The organism is Methanobrevibacter thaueri (assembly GCF_015062915.1).
GTDB lineage: Archaea > Methanobacteriota > Methanobacteria > Methanobacteriales > Methanobacteriaceae > Methanocatella > Methanocatella thaueri_B.
The window spans coordinates 167,599-186,565 of sequence record NZ_SUTJ01000003.1; the positions used below are offsets into that span (position 1 = coordinate 167,599).

An 18,967-nucleotide genomic window follows, 5' to 3' on the forward strand; every position below is an offset into this window, starting at 1 on the left:
ATGACTAAATTAGGTATGGGAATGATGAGACTTCCACTGGTTGATGAAAACGACCAGACAAGCATTGACATGGAACAGGTAAACAAGATGGTGGACTTATATATGGATGCAGGATTCAACTGCTTCGACACAGCATTCGTCTACCATGAAGGAGTGGGTGAAGCAGCATTCAGGGAATCCGTAGTTAAAAGATATCCAAGGGATTCATTCAAGGTTTCAACCAAGTTGCCTTTATTCGTAATCAATGAGGAGTCACAACTGGAACCTTTATTCGCACAACAGCTTGAAAACTGCGGTGTGGACTACTTTGACTATTACATGTTGCATAATGTAAGCGGATTTACAGAAAACGCTTGGAAAAACGTTGACTTATACTCATTCATCCAAAAGAAAAAAGAAGAAGGCTACATCAAGCACATTGGAATATCCACTCACGGAAACGCGGAATTTTTGGAGGAAATCCTATTTGAGCATCCTGAACTTGAATTTGTACTTCTCCAAATCAACTACCTTGACTGGGACGATGAGGGAATTGAATCAAGAAAATGCTGGGAAGTTGCAAGGAAATACAACAAGAAAGTAATGATCATGGAACCTTATAAAGGAGGATTTTTGGCTGATGTGCCTCAAGAGGCAGAAAAACTCATGAAAGATTATAATCCGGACAGGTCAGTAGTTTCATGGGCAATGAGATTTGTAGCCAACATTGACGACGTATGCGTAGTGTATACAGGTGCAAGCAACTTCGAACAGCTTGAAAGCAACATTGAAGAGTTCAAAAATGCTGACCCGTTAAATGATGAGGAACTTGCAATTCTTGATGAGGTTTCCGAAATCATCAACAGTAACATTACCGTTGACTGCACCAAATGCAGGTACTGTGTCGATTCATGTACAGAAGAAATTGACATTGCAAAGATATTTGACTTATACAACAAGCATAAACTTCTTGAAAAAGAGGATTGGACTCAATTCGGTAACGCATACTTAAATTATTCAAAGCTTGACGGCGTTGGAATAGCTTCTGACTGCATTGAATGTGAAAACTGCATAGAGGAATGTCCTCAACAGATTAACATTCCGGAAGTCCTCAAGGATGTTGCCAAAACTTTCGAAACTGAAATTTATGGATTTGAAAATTAAGTTAATTATAATAACAATTAACAATATATTTACAAATAGTTAAACGATATTGAAGGTTTTAGATATGATACCTGGAATGAACAAAAAACAAATGAAACAGATGGAAAGACAAATGAAAAAGATGGGTATGAAAATGGAAGACCTTGAAGGTGTCCGTGAAGTTATTATCCGTTTTGACGATAAAGAATTAATCATTGATGAGCCTAGCGTAAGTTTAATGAATGTTATGGGACAAGAAACTTACCAAATTGACGGTAAAGCCCGTGAAGTTGAATTGGAATATGAAATTGAGATTCCAGATGAAGACGTTGAAATGGTGGCAAATTCCGCTAATGTAAGTGAAGATGAAGCAAGAGCAGCTCTTGAAGAATGCAAAGGAGATCTTGCTGAAGCAATAATGAAATTAAACCAATAGATACTATGTCTTTAATTGCACATGTTTCTGATTTGCACGTTTCAAAATCAGATTTTGATGAAGAAGTGTTCATGCAGGCTGTAGGTGAAATCAACAATTTACAGCCGGACATGGTCATTCTAACAGGGGATATAACAAACAATGGATATTATGTGGAATTCGAACAAGCCAAAAGATACTTGGAAATGTTTGAGCCACCATTATTTGCAGTTCCCGGAAACCATGACTCTCGAAATTTAGGTTACCAAACCTTTGAGGAACTTGTAGGAGAGAGAAGTTGGAAACTGACCATGGATGATGAATTCACCGTCATTGGATTGGACAGCAGTTCCCCAGATGAAAATAGGGGGCATATTGGAACTCCCCAGCACATGTGGCTGGAGCATCAGTTAGACGAGTGCGTAATTAATGATAACTTCACCATTGTTGCATTGCATCATCATGTCGTATCCATTCCGCAAACCGGAAGGGAACGCAATGTCCTATCAGATGCAGGCGACATATTGAAGACCTTGACAACCCATGAAGTCGATTTGGTCCTGTCCGGGCACAAGCACGTTCCAAACATCTGGAAAATCAACAATACCTTAATCGTAAATGCAGGTTCCCTATGTTCCACTAAGCTTAGGGGCAAAAACAAAAACTCATACAATGTATACAACATTACCGACGAGGAAATCGAAATATATCTAAATGATGTCAATGGAGAAAAATTCCTGTTTGGAAAATATCCTCGCAATAAATTATAAATTACATTTAAATATTGAATAGAATAAATATAATATACTGAATTGAATTATATTTTTAGGTGATATTATGAAAGTGGTCGTAGATGCTTCTAATGTAGCTCATCATGTCAAAAATGAAAACGGACAACCTCAAATGTCAAATATTCTTGCTGCTGTAAAAGCATTAGAAGAAAGTGAAGATGAATTTGTAATCATTGCCGATGCATCACTTCGTCATGATATTGATGATAAAGAAAAATTCTTGAAACTGCTGGAAAATGAGAATGTGGAAGAAGTTCCTGCAGGTAACGATGCAGATCATTTTATATTAGATATTGCTTCTCGTGAAAGAGCTAAAGTTTTGTCAAATGATAAGTTCAGAGATTATGCTGCTGAATTCAGAAACATAGCTTCCATGAGAATTCCATTCATTATAGACAATGGCAGACTCACATTTGGAAGGCCGAAAAAACCTAAAAAGGACAAGAACATCCTTCAACACATCTGTGATGAAATCATTAAAGAATTGAACTTCAAGAAATGGGAAATATACACTGGAAAGGAAGGACTTGAAATTTCCCCATTGAACATTGCAAAACAAGCAATCATACGCATTGACAATGAAAACAATGCTGAATCCAAACTTGAAAACATCTTTTCAAAAATACCAATGTTCAATAAGATTGTAGAGATGGTTGATGATGTTGAAATCGCAGCTCCATATGTGATTTTCGTATTAGTACATCCTAAAGATTATAAAGTTGCCGTAAAGAATGCGGGCAACATCTCAGTTACAGTTGCAGACAGGTTAGGTCTTGAGAAAAAACCTCTGATTGCAGTGCGTAACGACTTATTCACAAAACCAGGCACATTTGAATTGAATATACTCTTGGCTGATGAGGTGACTCAGGCAGCGCCATACAATGTGCTTGTTCGTGTCAGTGAACACGATGAAGTGTTCATTAAAAGAAATTCCAGAAATATTGCAAGTACCATTGCTGGAAGATTAGGATCCTGGAAATTCCCATTCGTATCCGTCAAACCAGACATGCTCTTGGAAAAACCTGGAGAATTTGAAATAGAACTTGAAAAAGGAGGAGACTTGGATGGTTAATCCACTCACTAAATCATTCATCAAATTCTCAACAAGGCTCAATCCAATCGCTGTGGGAACTAAGTTCTTTCCAACAAACTCTCTTGAAACAGAGTATGTGGAATTATTTAACTATACACAGACCATCCTGTTTGAGATTGAAAAGGCAGAAATCACTTCAGATACAATTCTACAGAATCTGATTCGTGATGTCGGTGCGGAAAACCTTCCAAAGGATTACACATTTCATGAATTGAAACCTGCGGAAAACAGAATCGAGGAATACGCATTGGTAAGTAATATCATTATGGGAAGTGACCGTTATTTTTACATTGAACTTCCACACCCTTCACGCTTAATCGATATATTCGTTAAAATCATTCAAAATGAAAAAGGAGAAATTGTCGAAAAGACAGCTACCGAACTGGTTGCAAGGATGCTGAGCAAAAACGATGCAATAAGGGTAGCTATTGAATTGATCGGAATAGGATTATCCGAAGGAATCCAAGTCATTTCCGCAGTGGGAATGACCGGTGCGGCTTCTATTGAAAGAGCAATTCACTACACTCAAAACGTTGGAAGCTTTCCAGGCATTGCATTCACCAAATTAGGTGGAGAATATGCATTGGTATTTGATTCACCATTCTTGCTTAAGGAATCAAGACCAGTGGATTTGGAAAATTACCTGTTCATTGATTTAATTGACTCTACCAAGTTCATCGATAAGAACGGCAGGACACAGCTTGTCGAGTTGATGAACGGCATTAAGAGCTTCATCGAAACCGAATGTGACGGAGAGCTTGAAGGATATCGTGAAGGTGGAGATGATTTCATCGCTAAATTCCCATCAAAGGATTTGGCCATTCGTGCAGGATTGGATGCTGCATGGTTTGCACTGGATAACGGTGCCAAAATCAGGGCAGGAATTGGTAGAAGCAGAAGAGAAGCTGGTGAACGTGCTCAAATGGTTGATGATATTGATGCGGCAGCTCCATTGTCATTGGTTATTTTCGAATTGGCCAATGGATTGTATGCTTACAATATTCCTAGCGAATTTACAAGAACATTAATCAACTTGGTTGAAAATGAGAAACCTAAACTAATTGGTGTATTTGCATTCGTATTTATATTTGCATATCTATTATCAATTGTTGGTTTAGGTGCATTTAGTTTTATTGGAGTCATTTTGGCTCTTGTTTATGCTTTAGTAGCTTAATAATTTATAACAGAGAAAAATAACATGAGACGAAAAAAAGACAATAAGAGAGTTTTAAGGGCGGGAAATGGTCGTCAAAATAATTCTTCAAAAAGAAGAATTAGAAGAAACAATAACCATAATAGGTTTAACAGTCGTCCAATGGTTCCTCAAACTCCTCATTACAGACAGAATCGAAAGAAAAGGAAATCTAGTAAAACTGTAATGATTGTCGTGATAATTGCATTAATATCATTTGTTATCGGTGCAGGAATTGGCGTTTCATTGAGTTTTGAAAATAATAATGTTGATGAAGGCCCTCATTTTGAGAATGTTACTAAGGAAATGACTTCCAATTTAAATGAAACTGAAGATGTTTACTATGACAAAGCAACTGATGCTGTGGATTACAATGCAAATGATACTTCACAGCTGAACGTTCAGGGCCAATATAATTCTAATAACTAACTTTTTGTGATTTTTATGGACTTTATTAAAGATCTTGATGGAGGATTTTCCGTTATTGAAAATCTTAAAGTGTCAGGAGCTCGTGAAGGCAAGTACGGTGTGAGCATCATTGTATCTCCAAACAGTACTGCCTCTGCTGTTTTTACTTCAAACAAGGTTGTGGCAGCTCCTGTAAAATATACTAAAAACGTTTTAAAGAAAGGAATAATCTCTGCAGTTTTTGTAAACAGTGGTAACGCCAACTGTTTTACAGGCGAACAGGGAATTAAGGATTGTGAAACATTGGTTGAATTGGTTTCAAAGGATTTGAAAGTCCCTGCTGATGAAATTGCAATTTCTTCAACCGGTGTGATTGGCCGTGAAATGCCAATAGACATAATATCTAAAGTAGCTTATGAATCCCTTTCAAAATTGGGTGATAAGCCTGAAAACTCCCTTGCAGCTGCAAAGGCAATCATGACAACCGACACTTTTCCAAAGGAATGTGCTGTTGAAGTTACATTAAATAATGGTGAAACAGTCAGAATTGCCGGAATCACCAAGGGAAGTGGTATGATTGCACCGAATATGGGTACCATGTTGTCTTTTATAGTTACAGATGCGGTCATTCCTGCAGATGAGATTAACAAGGCATTGAAAAAAGCTGCAAACATAAGTTTCAACATGATCGTTGTTGACGGTGATGAGAGTACTAATGACACCTGCTTGATGATGGCAAATGGAGCATCAGGAATTGATGTAATGAATGATGGTGAATTGGATTCAAACTTCCAGGAAGCATTAAACTATTTATGCATTGATTTGGCCAAAAAAATGGCTCGTGATGGTGAAGGAGCCACCAAGTTCATTGAAGCAAATGTCTGTGGTGCCAAGACCTTGGAAGATGCGCGTCTTGCATCCAAGTCAATTATCTCTTCAAGCCTGTTCAAGTCAGCGGTATTCGGAGGAGATCCTAATTGGGGAAGAATCGTTTCAGCAATTGGATATTCTGGATGTGACCTTAATCCTGATATAGTCACTATAGCTATTGCAGATGATGTTGATGAGGTTGATTTGGTCAAGAATGGTGAGATACTGGCATTTGAGGACACTCCATACCTTGAAAGGGCTGAAAAAATCATGCAATCCAAAAATGTCACAGTCAATATCGACATGAATTTGGGTGATGGTGAGGCTACCGCTTGGGGTTGTGATTTAACATATGATTATGTGAAAATCAATGCGGAATACACCACTTAAAGAAAACCTTTAAATATCTTAAAAACAAATATTTTTTTGTTATAGATTTAATTCTAATTTTGTAATGATAAAATTTTAAGGAGGGGAAAATATGGCAAAAGTTAAAGGAACTAACAGAAGAACCAGACAAAAAAGAAGTTATACTAAACCTGGTAGTAAAAGAGGAAGAGGAGTAAAACAAACCTGGAAAAAATAATCCTCTTATAACTTTTTTTTATTATTTTTAACTATTTTTAACTGTTATATACAATTTTTCACATTGACAATAATTAAATACTATTTTTTAAAGATATTATCATAGGTGATAATAATGCAAATGCCTGAAAATGGACACAGAGCTCATGGATTTTCAAGTGCAAACTTTTTGGATTCAGATGAAATTCTCAAAGAATTGAATTTGAAGGGCGATGAAACCTTTATGGATGCAGGATGTGGTGACGGCCACAATGCAATAAAAGTTCTTGAAGATTACAATCATAAGGGAACAGTTTATGCAGTGGACATCTATGATGCATCTATTGAGGATATGGAAACTTATAAAACTGAAAATAATGTTGAAAACTTAATAAACATTGAAGCCGACATTACTGAAGGCATTCCGGGTGTTGAAGACGCTTCAATCGATGTTGTTTTGCTTGTCAATGTTTTCCATGGATTCAAGGCCTCAAGAAAACTGGATGAGGCAGTTGAAGAGCTTGGAAGAATAGTTTCAGATGACGGTAAAATAGCAATAATGGATTATAAGGCATGGGACGTGCCTAACGGACCTCCAACCAAAATGAGATCATCTCCTGAAGACTTGGAGGAACTCTTCAACAGCCATGGCCTTAAAAAGATTTACCTGAATGAGGAAATAGGTGAAGACATTCCTCAAGGCAAATCACATTATCTCATAATGTTTGAAAAAAACTAGCTGTTTTTGATTAGGGAATTATTATGATTCCCATTAATCTCATTTTTGAAAATAATTAAATACTATTTTTTAAAGATTATTATATTAATAATATGTTGTGATTTAGGATTTTTTCCAAATCACGTTTTTTTAAAGGAGTAATTTTAAATGATTTTTGCAGCAATCTTGGCAGGTGGAATAGGTTCAAGAATGGGCGGTACTGACACCCCAAAACAGTTCCTGACACTAGGCAACAAGCCTGTCATTATTCATACAATTGAAAAGTTCGTTATTAATGAAAACATTGACAAGACTATTGTTTTAACACCAAAGAATTTTATTAATCATACCAATCACTTGATTGAGGAATATATTGGTGCCAATGATGACATCATTGTCATTGAAGGTGGAGAGACCAGAAACGACACATTGATGAACAGTATCAACTATATTGATGAGAACTTTGGAATAGATGATGATTCAATAATCCTCACACATGATTCCGTGCGTCCGTTTGTCACCCACAGGATAATTGAGGACAACATTGAGGCTGCAAAAAGATATGGTGCATGCGATACAGTCATTCCGGCAACAGACACAATTGTTGAAAGCGTGAATGGCTCAACTATAGAAAGCATCCCTGTGAGGGATTATTATTACCAAGGCCAAACTCCACAGAGCTTCAATATAAAGAAACTTTTCAATTTAATCAACAGTTTAACAGAAGCTGAAACCAATATTCTTACTGATGCATGCAAAATCTTCACACTTAAAGATGAGGATGTACATCTGGTCCATGGTGAAGTGACAAATATTAAGATTACATATCCTTATGACTTGAAATTAGCCAATACAATACTTGAGGATAAAAATGATTAACATTGTTTACAGACTCAAATCCCCAAAATTCTTTGAAGAATCAATTGATGAAGTGGACCTTGACGGTGTAATTGTAAGACCATCCCACTTGTCAATCTGTCAGGCAGACCAAAGATACTATCAGGGATCAAGGCCTGCAGAGGTTCTTGAAAGGAAATTGCCTATGGCACTGATACATGAGGGAATAGGCGAGGTTGTCTTTGACAGCACAGGAGAATTTGAAAGTGGGGATAAGGTCGTGATGATTCCAAACACTCCAACAGGGGATGATGTCTGCAGGGCCAATTACTCTTATAAATCCAAATTCAGGGGAAGTGGTTTTGACGGATTCACTTCTGATTTGATTAAATTCGAACCTACAAGAATTGTCAAGATTCCAGATGATTTCAATCCACATGTATCTGCATTCATTGAATTGATTAGTGTGGCATATCAGGGAATAAGCAAATTCTCAGAGCTTGCAGTCACTCCAAATGATACATTGGGAGTGTGGGGTGATGGAAACCTGGGATTCATCACAGCATTGCTTTTAAAGGAGAAATTTCCGAAATCCGATGTTATGGTGTTTGGAAAGCATATGGAAAACTTGAATCTTTTCTCATTTGCAGATGGAGTCTATCAAATTCATAATGTTCCTGATCATGTAGTTGTTGATCATGCCTTTGAATGCGTTGGCTCAAGCGCTTCACAATCAGCCATTGAACAGATTATTGATTTAATAAATCCTCAAGGAACAATTAACCTGTTTGGCGTTAGCGAATATCCTATACCTATAAATACAAGGATGGTCCTGGAAAAAGGACTTACAATTCAAGGAAACAGTCGTTCCGAAAGGGAGGATTTCATTGGTGTTGTCGAAACCCTCAAGGAAAACCCTAAACTCTTTGAGCACCTTGAAAAGCTGGTCACCAATGTCTGTGAAATAAACTCATTGAATGACCTGAAGGAAGCATTCGACAAGGATTATATCTCCAAATTCGGAAAAACCATATTAAAATGGAATAAATGATTCAGGTAATCATATTGATTATCTTAAGTGATTCCACTCTAAAGTAATGCCTGTCCTTTTTATCGCACATTAACGGAAGTATATTGACGATATTAATGTCTTCAGAGGTTAAAAGTTCGTTGCGTTTTATCTTGTTTTTAATTAAATCAAGAATCATTCTGCATGGGTCGTGCTGGCTGCAATAAAGCTTTATATTAAAGTCAGCGTCTGATTTTATTGGTTGCTCTTTGACAGTGACATTAACATTCTTGGAACAAATCAGATAAACTGAAACTATTTTTTGATGTTTTTCATAAAGGTTTTCTGCAAATCCAATGTACTTTGCAAGTTCCTCTACATCAAAGTCTTCAAGTTGAAATTCCAAATCAATGAACTCATCGTTTTCAGTCAAGAAAATGTCTCCTCCCTGATGGACGTCTTCGTCGAGTGACAATATGCTTGCAGGAGGCATGCACTTGATTTTTCTATCATCATCAAAATATTCCCTTATCATTTCACTTTTCATTTTGAATTCTTTATCATTCATTATTAAACCTCAAAATTTTTAATTTGCATTCCTTATATTTACTTCCATTCTTTATAAATGGTTAAGTTTTAAATTGGGGCAATAAAAATAGTTTAAAACAAATTTACAAGGTTGTAACAATTTTTTATTTTCATATCAATTTTGATGGGTGTAATGATGGAAAATTTGTTATTTATTAATTTTAATAAGGAGTATTGTAATATCTAATAATTGTGATAATATGGATTATGAAACTGTGATTCGTGAGAAATTCCCCAATTGTGATGTTGAGGTAATAGCTCCAGATTTTTTTGAACTGAATAAACTAATTGAGTACATTACCGATGATATTATCATCATCAAACCGCAGTCCATAATAGTATATCGCCATATGATAAGATTTTTAAAGGATGCAAACAATAAGAGTAAAATATATTACTTAAATGGATTTTCAGACGAAGAAATTCAGACAATCCATGCTGAACTTTTGAAATTCACATGGAAAAATGACATTAAAATTAACTTGTTTAAAAATTCAGACCCGGACAAAGAGGTGTTAGGCATATGATAATTGATTTCAATGAACTTAAAGAGATAAGTGTTCCCAAAATGAACGGTGGGGACGGTGAGGTAATTGCTAAAATGCAAGTAAACGAGGTTGGAAGATTTGTTGAATCCATAATTCCGCCAGGTTCATCAATCGGACCTCATATCCAAGAAAGCAACCATGATATAAATTATATTGTCAGTGGTGAAGGCATTGCATTATGTGATGGGGTCAAGGAGGACTTAAAGCCTGGTGTATGTCATGTCTGTCCAAGGGGATCATCTCACAGCATAATCAATACCGGTGATGATGACTTGGTATTTTTCACTTTTGTTCCTCAAATCTGAAAAAATCTATCGCAGTACTCGCAGTAATAATTATAGTTTGAATCGCAGCAATTTCCAATAATCACTTCATTTTCAAACGATTCTATGGCGAGTTCGTCATTGGGTTCGCCGTGAAACACTTTAACCATTTCCTTTTCACAATACGGGCATTTCATATATTTTTATATGGGGAATTTCAAATATTAATATTGGTGTTGATTATGATGATTAATCTTGGAGCGGAATTCGGCTCTCATTTGGAATCTAGTGACGATGCAATTGAATTGATTGATATTTTAAATAAAATCCCAAAGGATGATTTTATCATTGATTTTAAGGAAGTACTGTTTGTTACAATGAATTTTGCACAGGCATATTACAGTGCCAAAAATGAATCAGATAAGAAAATCTCTGAAATCAACCTATCAGAGGAAGTTACTGTTGTTATGGGTGCTGCTGATGAAGCGGTCAATCCATAATCATTTATTTTTTTTAAAACTTGAAGTTGTATGACTTCGTAAAATTGTTTTCTCTTCTAATAGCCGGACAATCAAAGGGATTGAGGGTGCTGTTTGCAGTGAAATTGACATATTTGTAGTGTTTAGTGGTTTAGTTGAGTTAATATTTATAAATTATTTTTTTACATACTATTTCCATGGAAGTTAAAGTAAAACCAGTATAGCTAATAGAATTGTTCTATGATTTAATATTCGTATATGCAATATCAAAACTGACTGCACTTATTTCGGAGCCTATAAATGGAATAATTCCTTCGTATAACTTTTTTACATACATTATTGCTTCTTTTGTAATTTTGCAGGTCGGGCTTTACTTTACAAACTATGTTAACCGTTATGGTGAGTGGAATGGCATGATTATCTGCTTGTCTGCATCAACATGATTGCCGTCATTTACATGGCCAACACGATTTCGCCAAACTGGATTGCAATGTCATTCACATTCAATCTGGTGATGCTCATTATGCTTCTCACTGTTGTAATGCTGTATATCGTGCAGGCAAGACGTGAAAGGTCACTTCAGGGGGCTGCAGGCAACTCCATAACTATCCTGTCAATAGTATGTACAATATATTTGATTGCAATTCTTTCAATAATTTTCAATCTAAACTCTGGTCATGTTCTTCTTTTGGATGTCATAGCGGTATTGGGAGGTGCATTCCTGCCATTTTTCATCAGGGGACATTTCGACAAGAGCATCATCAGCTTTCCCCTTCTGGCTGAGCGTTTTGAGCTTTTGACAATCATAACATTCGGTGAGGCAATTGTGGGTCTTACCCATTTCTTTGATGTTGCTAATTTTACTTTGATTCCAATACTGGTATTCTTCATCGTCTTGACAATGTTCGGGTCATATGTCATTCAAATCCATAATCTCATGGAGCACATGCGTGTTGAGCGTTCATTAAGGTTAATGTTTAGCCATTACTTTATAGTAATCAGCATAAACCTTGTAAACTGTCGCATTGGAGCTAATGCATAGTTGTGACGTGAATCCAATCTTTGCAACCGTCCTGATGATAGTTTCACTGATTATTTTCTATGTGTCCATAATGGTGAATAAGGAGTATTATAAGCAAAACATTAAATTAACTAAAAAAGATATATTACAAATGATAATGGTGACAGTTTTCGGAATGGCCATTATTTTGATATTTATTTCAAACTTATATGCTTTCCTGGTGGGAAGCTTGATTATAACATTCGGCAATTTCACATTATTGCTGATGAAACAAAAAAGGTGTTTAAGTGAGTGAACAAAAACTAGAAATATTCAATGTTTTAAATTTTTTAAACAACGGTTATGAACTTGAAGATATTTTGAATGAAGGACAATTCGGTACATTCCCTTCAGCTGAAGAATGCATAAAATATATGGTTGAAGAAGGATATCTTGAAGGTGAATTAGGAGAAATAGCCGCATCTGACGATAATGAAGAATTAACCGCAGAAGCAGTGTCTAAAAAATACACTGTTGCAGAGTTGAAAGACATATTGAGGGAAAACGGATTAAAAGTATCCGGTAAAAAACAGGAATTGGTTGAAAGGGTTTTGCCGGTACTTAATGGTGATGATGCACCACAAGACACTCAAATTTCTGCAGATTTAAAATTAACTGATAAAGCACAGGAATTCTTAAAGGAAAACGAATGGATTGACCTATACATGTTTGCACTTGTTGCATTCAGGTTTGAAGACTATGAAACCTATGTTGCAAGCTCAAATGATGGTATGGTTGAAACCGCACTGAAATTCTGTGATGAAATACTGTCCCGTGCCTTAATGATACCAAATCAATTCCTAGTATTTATTGATGCATTATCCGCAAAGGCACATGTATACGCTTACGATGGAGATTATGATTCATTCCTAGATTATGATTTGCAAAGATACATTTTAGGATTGAACCCAATAACATTGGATGCTCAAAGCTATGCACGCTATGACGTGATCAATGAGGCAAACATTATCAACTTAAGAAATGTCGTGGAAAAACTCAAAATTGGTGGCCTTAAGAAAAGATTTGACAAGATTTGGGCAAAATCCAATATCCACAATACCACAGTGCCTAAAAAGACTTGTTATAAGATTTTACAAAGGGCACTTGACGGTGCAGACATTGAAGAGCTTAACTTTGACGTTAGGGAAAAATACTTCAATAAAAAATTCGGATTTTAGATTATGAAGCGTAAAGTTGCAGGAATTGCATTTTTAATAGGCAGTTTATACTATATTATAGCCGAAGCCATTTCCGCAACTTATTTCAATGCTTCCATTTTCAACACTTATATTTTCCACACCATTTCAGAACTCGGAATTCCAAATGGGAATTCGCCACTTTTCTTTTTAATGAACTCTGCTTTTATACTGATAGGCTTGACATTGATTTTCGGAACTTTCTACAAATTCAAAGATTATATAATCAAAAACAAGAAATTCTGTTATGCTTTCACTGTCATAACTGCTCTTGGAGTCATCATAGTCGGATTGATACATGGGGGAAACCCATTGACATCCGGTTACCATACTCTTGGTGCGGTAATGGCGATTTTAGGAGGAAACATTCTGCTGGTTTTAGTTTCAAGATCAATGGATGAATTCGGATGGTATCAAAAATCAACACTGATTTTGGGAATCATCGGACTGATTGCATTCTGGATAATGTTTTTCAGCATGACAAGTATCTACATGCCCGTCTATGAAAGGCTTTCAGTCTACACATTAATCATTTGGAGTTTCTTGACAGGCATTTATCTTTCACGAGATTAAATATACTATCAATTATTTGATGCTTTGTATAAACTATTTAGTTTTTGCTTAACTGTTATTTTGAAATAATTAGATTTATACTTGTAAATGGAAAGTATGATTGATTACATGTAGATAACATTTAAATACTTCTTAGTATAATTAATTTTTAAGGTGATATTATGACAAACTTAGATAAGGAAATCGAAGAAAAAATCTTAGAAATTGTCGAAAAATACCAAAAGGAAAACACCAAACTACTCAACTACCTCATAACAGATGATGAGATAACATTCTTCTCACCAATCGCAAACGGTAGTGAAATTACAGCAAGTGACTTGCAAAAAGTCGCAGAAATCTTAGACGGTTCATTCGAAGGAATGGAAATCGTTAACCAAGAATACAGATTCAAATTTAAAATGGGTTGCTAAAACCCATTTTTCATTCTAAAACATACTCGTACAAATGAAAGTTTTCCAAGCCAACCGCATCATGATGTACTTCAAAAGTGTCAATATATACAAATCCTAAACGCTTGAAAACACCCTGAGCACCGACATTACCATCAATAACATCTATTCTAATGCTTTTCTTATTGTTTTTTAAGCAGTGTGATTTGATGATATCAAATATTCTTTTGCTGATTCCCCTGCCCCTGCAAGCAGGATTTACTGCAAATGTGTGAATTGCTGCGATTTCATCTTTTTTGGCATTGACAATCCAGTCTGTATCATCATAGTGGCTGTCGAAATCATCATTTACAATAACGCTGGAAATTATCATTTCATCTTTTCTGGCGATGTATAACTCTTTTTTGATAATTGAATTTTCAATGAACTCCGAATTGGGATAGTTGTCATTCCATTTAGGGTTAAACTCTTCATCTGTGGTGTTGATAATGTCTTTATAAAAAGCTAAAATCTGTTTTGACTCTTCAATCCTTGCATGTCTTAGTTGAATCATAATCCTTGCCTTTCCAGATATTCATGGGTCTTTTTGCACTCAAGCATGCATTTTGTACATCCAAGTCCTGCCCTATACTGGTCGATAATGTACTCGCTGCACACTTCAATGTCAATGATGTCGGAGCGGTTAAGCCTGTCATTCCATTTTTGAGGATTAATCGCATCAACTGGACATGCATCCTGACAGTTTGTGCAGTCATCACACTCAGAATCAGTGATAGCTGTGTCAAACTCAAGGGGCATATTGGTCAATATTCCTCCCAAAGCAATGGCTGAACCGTATTCGGGAGTTACAAGAAGTGCGGATCTTCCAATCCATCCCATTCCTGATTTTGTGGCAATGGTCTTATATGGAAGAATGCTTAATAGCTTTTCCATATCACATTCGTTACGGGTCATTGTCAATGCAAAAGCATCATATCCAAGATTCTTAATGTATTCCTCTCCCTTAAGTGATATTTCTGTTAACTTGTCTATTTCACCGTGAAAGCACTTCCAATATGATTTGAAATCCTCTTCCTTAAGATATTCCATGGCCTCCAATGGAAGCTTTAAGACGAGGCTGATGCCGTTTGGCAAATCAACAAATTCCTTGGCAAGGCCGTTCACGTCTGCAAAACCCACTTTACTTGCGCCCAATTTTATCAAGTAATTTTTAACATCATTCATCTCAGACATAATTATTCATATATTTTATGAATATATAAAATATTTTGTAATGGATTTTTGACTTAAAAGCTTATAAACAATTAAATTAAATATTAATTGTAGTGATAAAATGAAAGATATAGATGTTTTAATTGAAGCTTTGCCTTACATTAAAAAGTTTCATGATAAAAAAATTCTAATTAAATATGGTGGACATGCAATGGTTGATGATGATGCAAAGTCCTCCACAGCTCGCGATACTGTATTACTTAAATATGTTGGAATGAAACCATTAATCGTTCATGGTGGAGGTCCTGAAATCTCAAGATCAATGAATAAACTTGGAAAGGAATCCAAATTCATCAAGGGATTGAGAGTGACTGATGAGGAAACCATGGAAATCATCGAAATGGTGTTGGTAGGTAAAATCTCAACTGAAATCGTATCAGAACTCATCAAGCATGACGGTGATGCAATAAGCTTATCAGGTAAGGATTCAAGTTTGATATTTGCACATAAAAAACCTGCAAGTAAAATCGATGAAGAAATCGTTGATTTAGGACTTGTAGGGGAAGTTGACTGCATTAACACTGATTTGCTTGAAATGTTCATTAACAACGATTACATTCCTGTAATCTCTCCTGTTGGAATCGATGAATATGGAAACAGTTTGAACCTCAATGCGGATACCGCAGCCGGTGAAGTTGCAAGCGCAATAGATGCTGAAAAACTAATCATCCTAACTGATGTTCCAGGTGTTTTAAGAGACCCATCAGATCCAACATCATTAATTCAAAAAATTAGGGTTTCAGAGGTTCCTAGATTGATTGAAGAAGGAATCATCACAGGTGGAATGATTCCAAAAATAGAAACCTGTGTTAAAGCAATTGAAAATGGTGTTAAATCCTGTCATATTATTGACGGAAGAAAAGAACACTCATTGCTTTTAGAAATCTTTACAACCGATGGTATCGGAACTATGATTTTTAAATAATCATAGTATTCTTTTTTTTAATTTTTAAACATTTTTCTTAGTTCTCTTCTGAGCAATTTCCAGCCGTTAACTCTTGGAAGCTCATCAAGAGCAAATATTTTTCTTGGAACTTTATATCTTGACAGGTTTTCACGTGCATAACTGATTAAACCTTCATCGTCAGGATCATTTTCCCAAACGACTGCAGCAACAGGTATTTCTCCCCTGTGACAGTCATTGATACTGAAGATAGCTATTTCCTTAACTGCAGGATATTTTATCAATACTTCCTCCACTTCTGTTGGATAGATTTTCCAACCGCTCATTACGATCATGTCCTTTTTACGGTCTGTAATGAATAGACGATTGTCCTCGTCAAGGTATCCAACATCTCCAGTCAGGAACCATCCGTCATCAAGAAATGTGGATTTTGTCTTTTCCTCATTTCCCCAGTATCCTTTGGCAACAGCAGGGCCTCTAAGTGCAATTTCACCCTGTTCGTATTTGTCAAGTTCCTTGTCGGAATCATTTTCATCAACGATTTTCACTTCTGAAAAGCAAACAGGATGTCCTACACTTTCAAAACGGTCTGCCTCACGGTAATCTTCCGGTCTGATGACAGTTCCTGTTCCGATAACGATTGTTTCAGACAATCCGTAAGCGTTAATGATTGGTATTCTGTAGGTTTGGTGGAAATCCTTCCAAATCTTTTTGTGAAGTGGTCCTCCTCCGGAAATGATTTCACGAACAGTCTTTAACTGTTTTTGTGCATTAATTGTTGTTAATGAATGTATTACCGGTGGCATTCCAGTTAAAACGGTAACCTTTTCATTTTCACATAATTCAAGGTACTCGTCAAGATCGAACCTTTCAATGAGAATGTAGCATGCCGCTGAGCGCAGTGCTGCAATTGCCCAGGATAATCCCACGTGAGCCATTGGATAGATTCCTAAAAACACGTCATCCTGCTTTAAGGTAAGCACGTCACATTCATTGTGAATTGCTGTGAAGTAATTTCCATGGGTGAGCATTGCCCCTTTAGGCTGGCCTGTGGTTCCTGAAGTGTACTGTAATTGGCACAGGTCATCCCAATCGGTGTTTTCAGCAGGCAGCACTTCACAGTTTTTATAATTGGAAATGTTTTCTGGAATATAGGTTTCAATGTCGATTATAGGAGCGTCATGGTCGGTGACCATAAGTTTGGCCTGTGAATCGCTAATGATGTATTCCAGTTCAGCTTTTGTCATTACCCTATTTGTTGGAATGGCTATCGCTCCAATTCTCCAGATTGCAAAAAGTGACAATAGGTATTCCTCTGAGTTGTTCAGGTATATCAGCACACGGTCTCCTTTGCTTATTCCAGCATCCTTTAGTTGTCTTCCGATTTCGGAAACGATTGAGAGAAGTTCTCCTGAATTGTACTTGTCTCCTGTTGTCGGGTTGTATAATACGTTCTTGTCCAGTCTTTTTGAATTGGCATCTAAAAAAGTGGTAATGTTTAACATTTAAATTAACTCCTTAACAATTGCCTTTGTCACATCCATTGTGCAGGCGTCCCCTCCAAGGTCTGGAGTCCTTATTTTACAGTCGGCTATTACCTTTTCAACCGCATTTTTAATGTCATTTGAAATGTCCCATTCACCAAGATAGTCAAGCATCATTGCAGCTGAAAGTATCATTGAACATGGGTTTGCAATGTTCTTGCCTGCAATGTCTGGTGCTGAGCCGTGAACAGGTTCGAACAATCCGTTATGATCTCCGATGTTTCCGGATGGTGCAAGGCCTAAACCTCCAACAAGTCCTGCACTTTCATCTGACAGTATGTCTCCAAACAGGTTTGTGGATACGATAACATCGAAATTCTGAGGTTGGGTAATAAGGTACATTGCCATTGCGTCAACGTAATAATCTTCGGTTTTAATTTGCTGGTAATCTTTTGCAACTTTGTAGAAACTTTCCTTGAAGACGCCATCTGTCTTTTTCAATACATTGCTCTTGTGGACACATGTTACCTTGCTCTGTCCTCTTTTTATGCATAGGTTAAATGCTGCCTTGGATATTCTTTCGGAGGCATGTCTTGTGATTACCCTTTCGGCAATCATTTTCTCGTCATCGCCATACTCGTTCTGTGAATAGAGTCCTTCGGTATTTTCACGGACAATCACAAAGTCAATGTCGTCACGTATGCAGTTCACTCCCTTGTATGATTTTATAGGACGGATATTTGCATACACGTTCAATGCCTTTCTCAGGTTTATTATCGGACTAGGCTGTCCAGGTGTTGATGTTGATGCTCCGAAAAGCACTGCATCGCTTTTGTTTGCTATCTTTATTGTCTCTTCAGGTAATGTTGTTCCGTTATTGTTGAAACAATCAAAACCCGCTTCACCATATTTGAAGCTAAATTCCAAGTCCAGTTTGTCAAGAAGGTATTCGCAAGCGGACATTACCTCTCGACCTATTCCGTCTCCACTAATTATTGCAAGATTATACATTCAATTACCCTAAAATTTTTTCGTATATTAATAATATGACATTCCCTTATATATGCAATTTTGTTTTCAACATAAATTTTGTTCGTATGTTATCGAAATACTTTTATACTTTTAAAGTTAATATTATAGTAATTACATAAATAAGGTTATAATATCCTTATTGAATTTGTGAGGGATAAAA

25 protein-coding genes are annotated in these 18,967 nt (G+C 36.3%); 19 read left to right on the forward strand and 6 right to left on the reverse strand.

From position 1 onward, the window contains the following. From E7Z78_RS03360 to E7Z78_RS03405, 10 genes are all read left to right on the forward strand, one after another. The gene (locus tag E7Z78_RS03360) at positions 1 to 1,143 is read left to right on the forward strand and encodes an aldo/keto reductase (protein WP_303723773.1); all 1,143 of its coding nucleotides are present in this window, start codon (positions 1 to 3) and stop codon (positions 1,141 to 1,143) included. 64 nt (positions 1,144 to 1,207) lie between these two features. Then, positions 1,208 to 1,558 (forward strand): nascent polypeptide-associated complex protein, encoded by a 351-nt coding sequence (locus E7Z78_RS03365; RefSeq protein WP_303723817.1) that lies wholly within the window; start codon positions 1,208 to 1,210, stop codon positions 1,556 to 1,558. Between the two features lie 5 nt (positions 1,559 to 1,563). Further along, positions 1,564 to 2,307 carry a metallophosphoesterase gene (locus tag E7Z78_RS03370; protein WP_303723774.1) on the forward strand — a complete coding sequence of 248 codons (744 nt, stop codon included), beginning with the start codon at positions 1,564 to 1,566 and terminating at the stop codon, positions 2,305 to 2,307. A 67-nt stretch (positions 2,308 to 2,374) separates the two neighbouring features. Then, positions 2,375 to 3,400 carry a Zc3h12a-like ribonuclease gene (locus E7Z78_RS03375; RefSeq protein ID WP_303723775.1) on the forward strand — a complete coding sequence of 342 codons (1,026 nt, stop codon included), beginning with the start codon at positions 2,375 to 2,377 and terminating at the stop codon, positions 3,398 to 3,400. Continuing rightward, positions 3,393 to 4,595, forward strand: a complete 1,203-nt coding sequence (locus E7Z78_RS03380; RefSeq protein ID WP_303723776.1) for a hypothetical protein — start codon at positions 3,393 to 3,395, stop codon at positions 4,593 to 4,595. The genes E7Z78_RS03375 and E7Z78_RS03380 overlap by 8 nt, the downstream gene beginning before the upstream one ends. A gap of 24 nt (positions 4,596 to 4,619) precedes the next feature. Next, entirely contained in the window at positions 4,620 to 5,042 is a 423-nt protein-coding gene (locus E7Z78_RS03385; protein WP_303723777.1) for a hypothetical protein, read from the forward strand. A 15-nt stretch (positions 5,043 to 5,057) separates the two neighbouring features. After that, positions 5,058 to 6,281: a bifunctional ornithine acetyltransferase/N-acetylglutamate synthase gene (gene argJ / locus E7Z78_RS03390; RefSeq protein ID WP_303723778.1), complete on the forward strand. Its 1,224-nt coding sequence runs from the start codon at positions 5,058 to 5,060 to the stop codon at positions 6,279 to 6,281. Positions 6,282 to 6,591: 310 nt separating this feature from the next. Then, positions 6,592 to 7,194: a class I SAM-dependent methyltransferase gene (locus E7Z78_RS03395; RefSeq protein ID WP_303723779.1), complete on the forward strand. Its 603-nt coding sequence runs from the start codon at positions 6,592 to 6,594 to the stop codon at positions 7,192 to 7,194. Positions 7,195 to 7,341: 147 nt separating this feature from the next. Beyond that, positions 7,342 to 8,052 (forward strand): 2-C-methyl-D-erythritol 4-phosphate cytidylyltransferase, encoded by a 711-nt coding sequence (locus tag E7Z78_RS03400; RefSeq protein WP_303723780.1) that lies wholly within the window; start codon positions 7,342 to 7,344, stop codon positions 8,050 to 8,052. Beyond that, on the forward strand, positions 8,045 to 9,061 hold the full coding sequence (locus E7Z78_RS03405; RefSeq protein WP_303723781.1) for a zinc-binding dehydrogenase: 1,017 nt from the start codon (positions 8,045 to 8,047) through the stop codon (positions 9,059 to 9,061). The genes E7Z78_RS03400 and E7Z78_RS03405 overlap by 8 nt, the downstream gene beginning before the upstream one ends. A gap of 1 nt (position 9,062) precedes the next feature. Here E7Z78_RS03405 and E7Z78_RS03410 read toward each other — a convergent pair whose 3' ends face one another. Further along, positions 9,063 to 9,587: a hypothetical protein gene (locus E7Z78_RS03410; protein WP_303723782.1), complete on the reverse strand. Its 525-nt coding sequence runs from the start codon at positions 9,585 to 9,587 to the stop codon at positions 9,063 to 9,065. A 220-nt stretch (positions 9,588 to 9,807) separates the two neighbouring features. Here E7Z78_RS03410 and E7Z78_RS03415 point away from each other — a divergent pair, with 220 nt between their 5' ends. Together E7Z78_RS03415 and E7Z78_RS03420 are read left to right on the forward strand one after the other, a co-directional pair. Further along, on the forward strand, positions 9,808 to 10,134 hold the full coding sequence (locus tag E7Z78_RS03415) for a hypothetical protein (RefSeq protein WP_303723783.1): 327 nt from the start codon (positions 9,808 to 9,810) through the stop codon (positions 10,132 to 10,134). After that, the gene (locus E7Z78_RS03420; protein ID WP_303723784.1) at positions 10,131 to 10,460 is read left to right on the forward strand and encodes a cupin domain-containing protein; all 330 of its coding nucleotides are present in this window, start codon (positions 10,131 to 10,133) and stop codon (positions 10,458 to 10,460) included. Before E7Z78_RS03415 ends, E7Z78_RS03420 begins: the two co-directional genes overlap by 4 nt. On the opposite strand, the gene E7Z78_RS03425 is transcribed toward E7Z78_RS03420, so the two are convergent. Continuing rightward, positions 10,451 to 10,615, reverse strand: a complete 165-nt coding sequence (locus E7Z78_RS03425; RefSeq protein ID WP_303723785.1) for a hypothetical protein — start codon at positions 10,613 to 10,615, stop codon at positions 10,451 to 10,453. The genes E7Z78_RS03420 and E7Z78_RS03425 overlap by 10 nt on opposite strands. 45 nt (positions 10,616 to 10,660) lie before the next feature. On the opposite strand from E7Z78_RS03425, the gene E7Z78_RS03430 reads away from it, so the two are divergent. From E7Z78_RS03430 to E7Z78_RS03450, 6 genes are all read left to right on the forward strand, one after another. Further along, positions 10,661 to 10,918: a hypothetical protein gene (locus E7Z78_RS03430; protein ID WP_303723786.1), complete on the forward strand. Its 258-nt coding sequence runs from the start codon at positions 10,661 to 10,663 to the stop codon at positions 10,916 to 10,918. Between the two features lie 212 nt (positions 10,919 to 11,130). Next, positions 11,131 to 11,340, forward strand: coding sequence for a hypothetical protein (locus E7Z78_RS09735; RefSeq protein WP_369693461.1), 210 nt, complete (start codon positions 11,131 to 11,133; stop codon positions 11,338 to 11,340). Next, positions 11,301 to 11,939 (forward strand): low temperature requirement protein A, encoded by a 639-nt coding sequence (locus E7Z78_RS03435; RefSeq protein ID WP_303723787.1) that lies wholly within the window; start codon positions 11,301 to 11,303, stop codon positions 11,937 to 11,939. Before E7Z78_RS09735 ends, E7Z78_RS03435 begins: the two co-directional genes overlap by 40 nt. Positions 11,940 to 12,205: 266 nt before the next feature. Next, entirely contained in the window at positions 12,206 to 13,135 is a 930-nt protein-coding gene (locus E7Z78_RS03440) for an SAP domain-containing protein (protein ID WP_303723788.1), read from the forward strand. 3 nt (positions 13,136 to 13,138) lie between these two features. Next, the gene (locus tag E7Z78_RS03445; RefSeq protein ID WP_303723789.1) at positions 13,139 to 13,726 is read left to right on the forward strand and encodes a DUF998 domain-containing protein; all 588 of its coding nucleotides are present in this window, start codon (positions 13,139 to 13,141) and stop codon (positions 13,724 to 13,726) included. A 161-nt stretch (positions 13,727 to 13,887) separates the two neighbouring features. Beyond that, on the forward strand, positions 13,888 to 14,136 hold the full coding sequence (locus E7Z78_RS03450) for a hypothetical protein (protein WP_303723790.1): 249 nt from the start codon (positions 13,888 to 13,890) through the stop codon (positions 14,134 to 14,136). A gap of 10 nt (positions 14,137 to 14,146) precedes the next feature. Here the strand turns inward: E7Z78_RS03450 and E7Z78_RS03455 are convergent, their stop codons facing one another. Both E7Z78_RS03455 and E7Z78_RS03460 read right to left on the reverse strand, forming a co-directional pair. Next, on the reverse strand, positions 14,147 to 14,668 hold the full coding sequence (locus E7Z78_RS03455; RefSeq protein WP_303723791.1) for a GNAT family N-acetyltransferase: 522 nt from the start codon (positions 14,666 to 14,668) through the stop codon (positions 14,147 to 14,149). Continuing rightward, positions 14,665 to 15,348 carry a reductive dehalogenase domain-containing protein gene (locus E7Z78_RS03460; protein ID WP_303723792.1) on the reverse strand — a complete coding sequence of 228 codons (684 nt, stop codon included), beginning with the start codon at positions 15,346 to 15,348 and terminating at the stop codon, positions 14,665 to 14,667. The genes E7Z78_RS03455 and E7Z78_RS03460 overlap by 4 nt, the downstream gene beginning before the upstream one ends. A 100-nt stretch (positions 15,349 to 15,448) precedes the next feature. On the opposite strand from E7Z78_RS03460, the gene argB reads away from it, so the two are divergent. Continuing rightward, positions 15,449 to 16,312 (forward strand): acetylglutamate kinase, encoded by an 864-nt coding sequence (gene argB / locus E7Z78_RS03465; protein WP_303723793.1) that lies wholly within the window; start codon positions 15,449 to 15,451, stop codon positions 16,310 to 16,312. Positions 16,313 to 16,329: 17 nt separating this feature from the next. Here argB and E7Z78_RS03470 read toward each other — a convergent pair whose 3' ends face one another. Together E7Z78_RS03470 and aksF are read right to left on the reverse strand one after the other, a co-directional pair. Then, the gene (locus E7Z78_RS03470) at positions 16,330 to 17,796 is read right to left on the reverse strand and encodes a class I adenylate-forming enzyme family protein (protein ID WP_303723794.1); all 1,467 of its coding nucleotides are present in this window, start codon (positions 17,794 to 17,796) and stop codon (positions 16,330 to 16,332) included. After that, positions 17,797 to 18,786 (reverse strand): homoisocitrate dehydrogenase, encoded by a 990-nt coding sequence (gene aksF, locus E7Z78_RS03475; protein WP_303723795.1) that lies wholly within the window; start codon positions 18,784 to 18,786, stop codon positions 17,797 to 17,799. Positions 18,787 to 18,967 lie beyond the last annotated feature (181 nt).

Excerpts from the sequence above, each read along its gene's own strand:
- E7Z78_RS03420 (WP_303723784.1), top strand. The coding sequence starts at position 10,131 with ATGATAATTGATTTCAATGAACTTAAAGAGATAAGTGTTCCCAAAATG.
- argB (WP_303723793.1), top strand. The coding sequence starts at position 15,449 with ATGAAAGATATAGATGTTTTAATTGAAGCTTTGCCTTACATTAAAAAG.
- E7Z78_RS03415 (WP_303723783.1), top strand. The coding sequence starts at position 9,808 with ATGGATTATGAAACTGTGATTCGTGAGAAATTCCCCAATTGTGATGTT.
- E7Z78_RS03365 (WP_303723817.1), top strand. The coding sequence starts at position 1,208 with ATGATACCTGGAATGAACAAAAAACAAATGAAACAGATGGAAAGACAA.
- E7Z78_RS03360 (WP_303723773.1), top strand. The coding sequence starts at position 1 with ATGACTAAATTAGGTATGGGAATGATGAGACTTCCACTGGTTGATGAA.
- E7Z78_RS03450 (WP_303723790.1), top strand. The coding sequence starts at position 13,888 with ATGACAAACTTAGATAAGGAAATCGAAGAAAAAATCTTAGAAATTGTC.
- E7Z78_RS03405 (WP_303723781.1), top strand. The coding sequence starts at position 8,045 with ATGATTAACATTGTTTACAGACTCAAATCCCCAAAATTCTTTGAAGAA.
- E7Z78_RS03470 (WP_303723794.1), bottom strand. The coding sequence starts at position 17,796 with ATGTTAAACATTACCACTTTTTTAGATGCCAATTCAAAAAGACTGGAC.
- E7Z78_RS03425 (WP_303723785.1), bottom strand. The coding sequence starts at position 10,615 with ATGAAATGCCCGTATTGTGAAAAGGAAATGGTTAAAGTGTTTCACGGC.
- E7Z78_RS03430 (WP_303723786.1), top strand. The coding sequence starts at position 10,661 with ATGATGATTAATCTTGGAGCGGAATTCGGCTCTCATTTGGAATCTAGT.
- E7Z78_RS03445 (WP_303723789.1), top strand. The coding sequence starts at position 13,139 with ATGAAGCGTAAAGTTGCAGGAATTGCATTTTTAATAGGCAGTTTATAC.
- E7Z78_RS03385 (WP_303723777.1), top strand. The coding sequence starts at position 4,620 with ATGAGACGAAAAAAAGACAATAAGAGAGTTTTAAGGGCGGGAAATGGT.
- E7Z78_RS03370 (WP_303723774.1), top strand. The coding sequence starts at position 1,564 with ATGTCTTTAATTGCACATGTTTCTGATTTGCACGTTTCAAAATCAGAT.
- E7Z78_RS03375 (WP_303723775.1), top strand. The coding sequence starts at position 2,375 with ATGAAAGTGGTCGTAGATGCTTCTAATGTAGCTCATCATGTCAAAAAT.
- E7Z78_RS03395 (WP_303723779.1), top strand. The coding sequence starts at position 6,592 with ATGCAAATGCCTGAAAATGGACACAGAGCTCATGGATTTTCAAGTGCA.
- argJ (WP_303723778.1), top strand. The coding sequence starts at position 5,058 with ATGGACTTTATTAAAGATCTTGATGGAGGATTTTCCGTTATTGAAAAT.
- E7Z78_RS03460 (WP_303723792.1), bottom strand. The coding sequence starts at position 15,348 with ATGTCTGAGATGAATGATGTTAAAAATTACTTGATAAAATTGGGCGCA.
- E7Z78_RS03380 (WP_303723776.1), top strand. The coding sequence starts at position 3,393 with ATGGTTAATCCACTCACTAAATCATTCATCAAATTCTCAACAAGGCTC.
- aksF (WP_303723795.1), bottom strand. The coding sequence starts at position 18,786 with ATGTATAATCTTGCAATAATTAGTGGAGACGGAATAGGTCGAGAGGTA.
- E7Z78_RS03455 (WP_303723791.1), bottom strand. The coding sequence starts at position 14,668 with ATGATTCAACTAAGACATGCAAGGATTGAAGAGTCAAAACAGATTTTA.
- E7Z78_RS03400 (WP_303723780.1), top strand. The coding sequence starts at position 7,342 with ATGATTTTTGCAGCAATCTTGGCAGGTGGAATAGGTTCAAGAATGGGC.
- E7Z78_RS03410 (WP_303723782.1), bottom strand. The coding sequence starts at position 9,587 with ATGAATGATAAAGAATTCAAAATGAAAAGTGAAATGATAAGGGAATAT.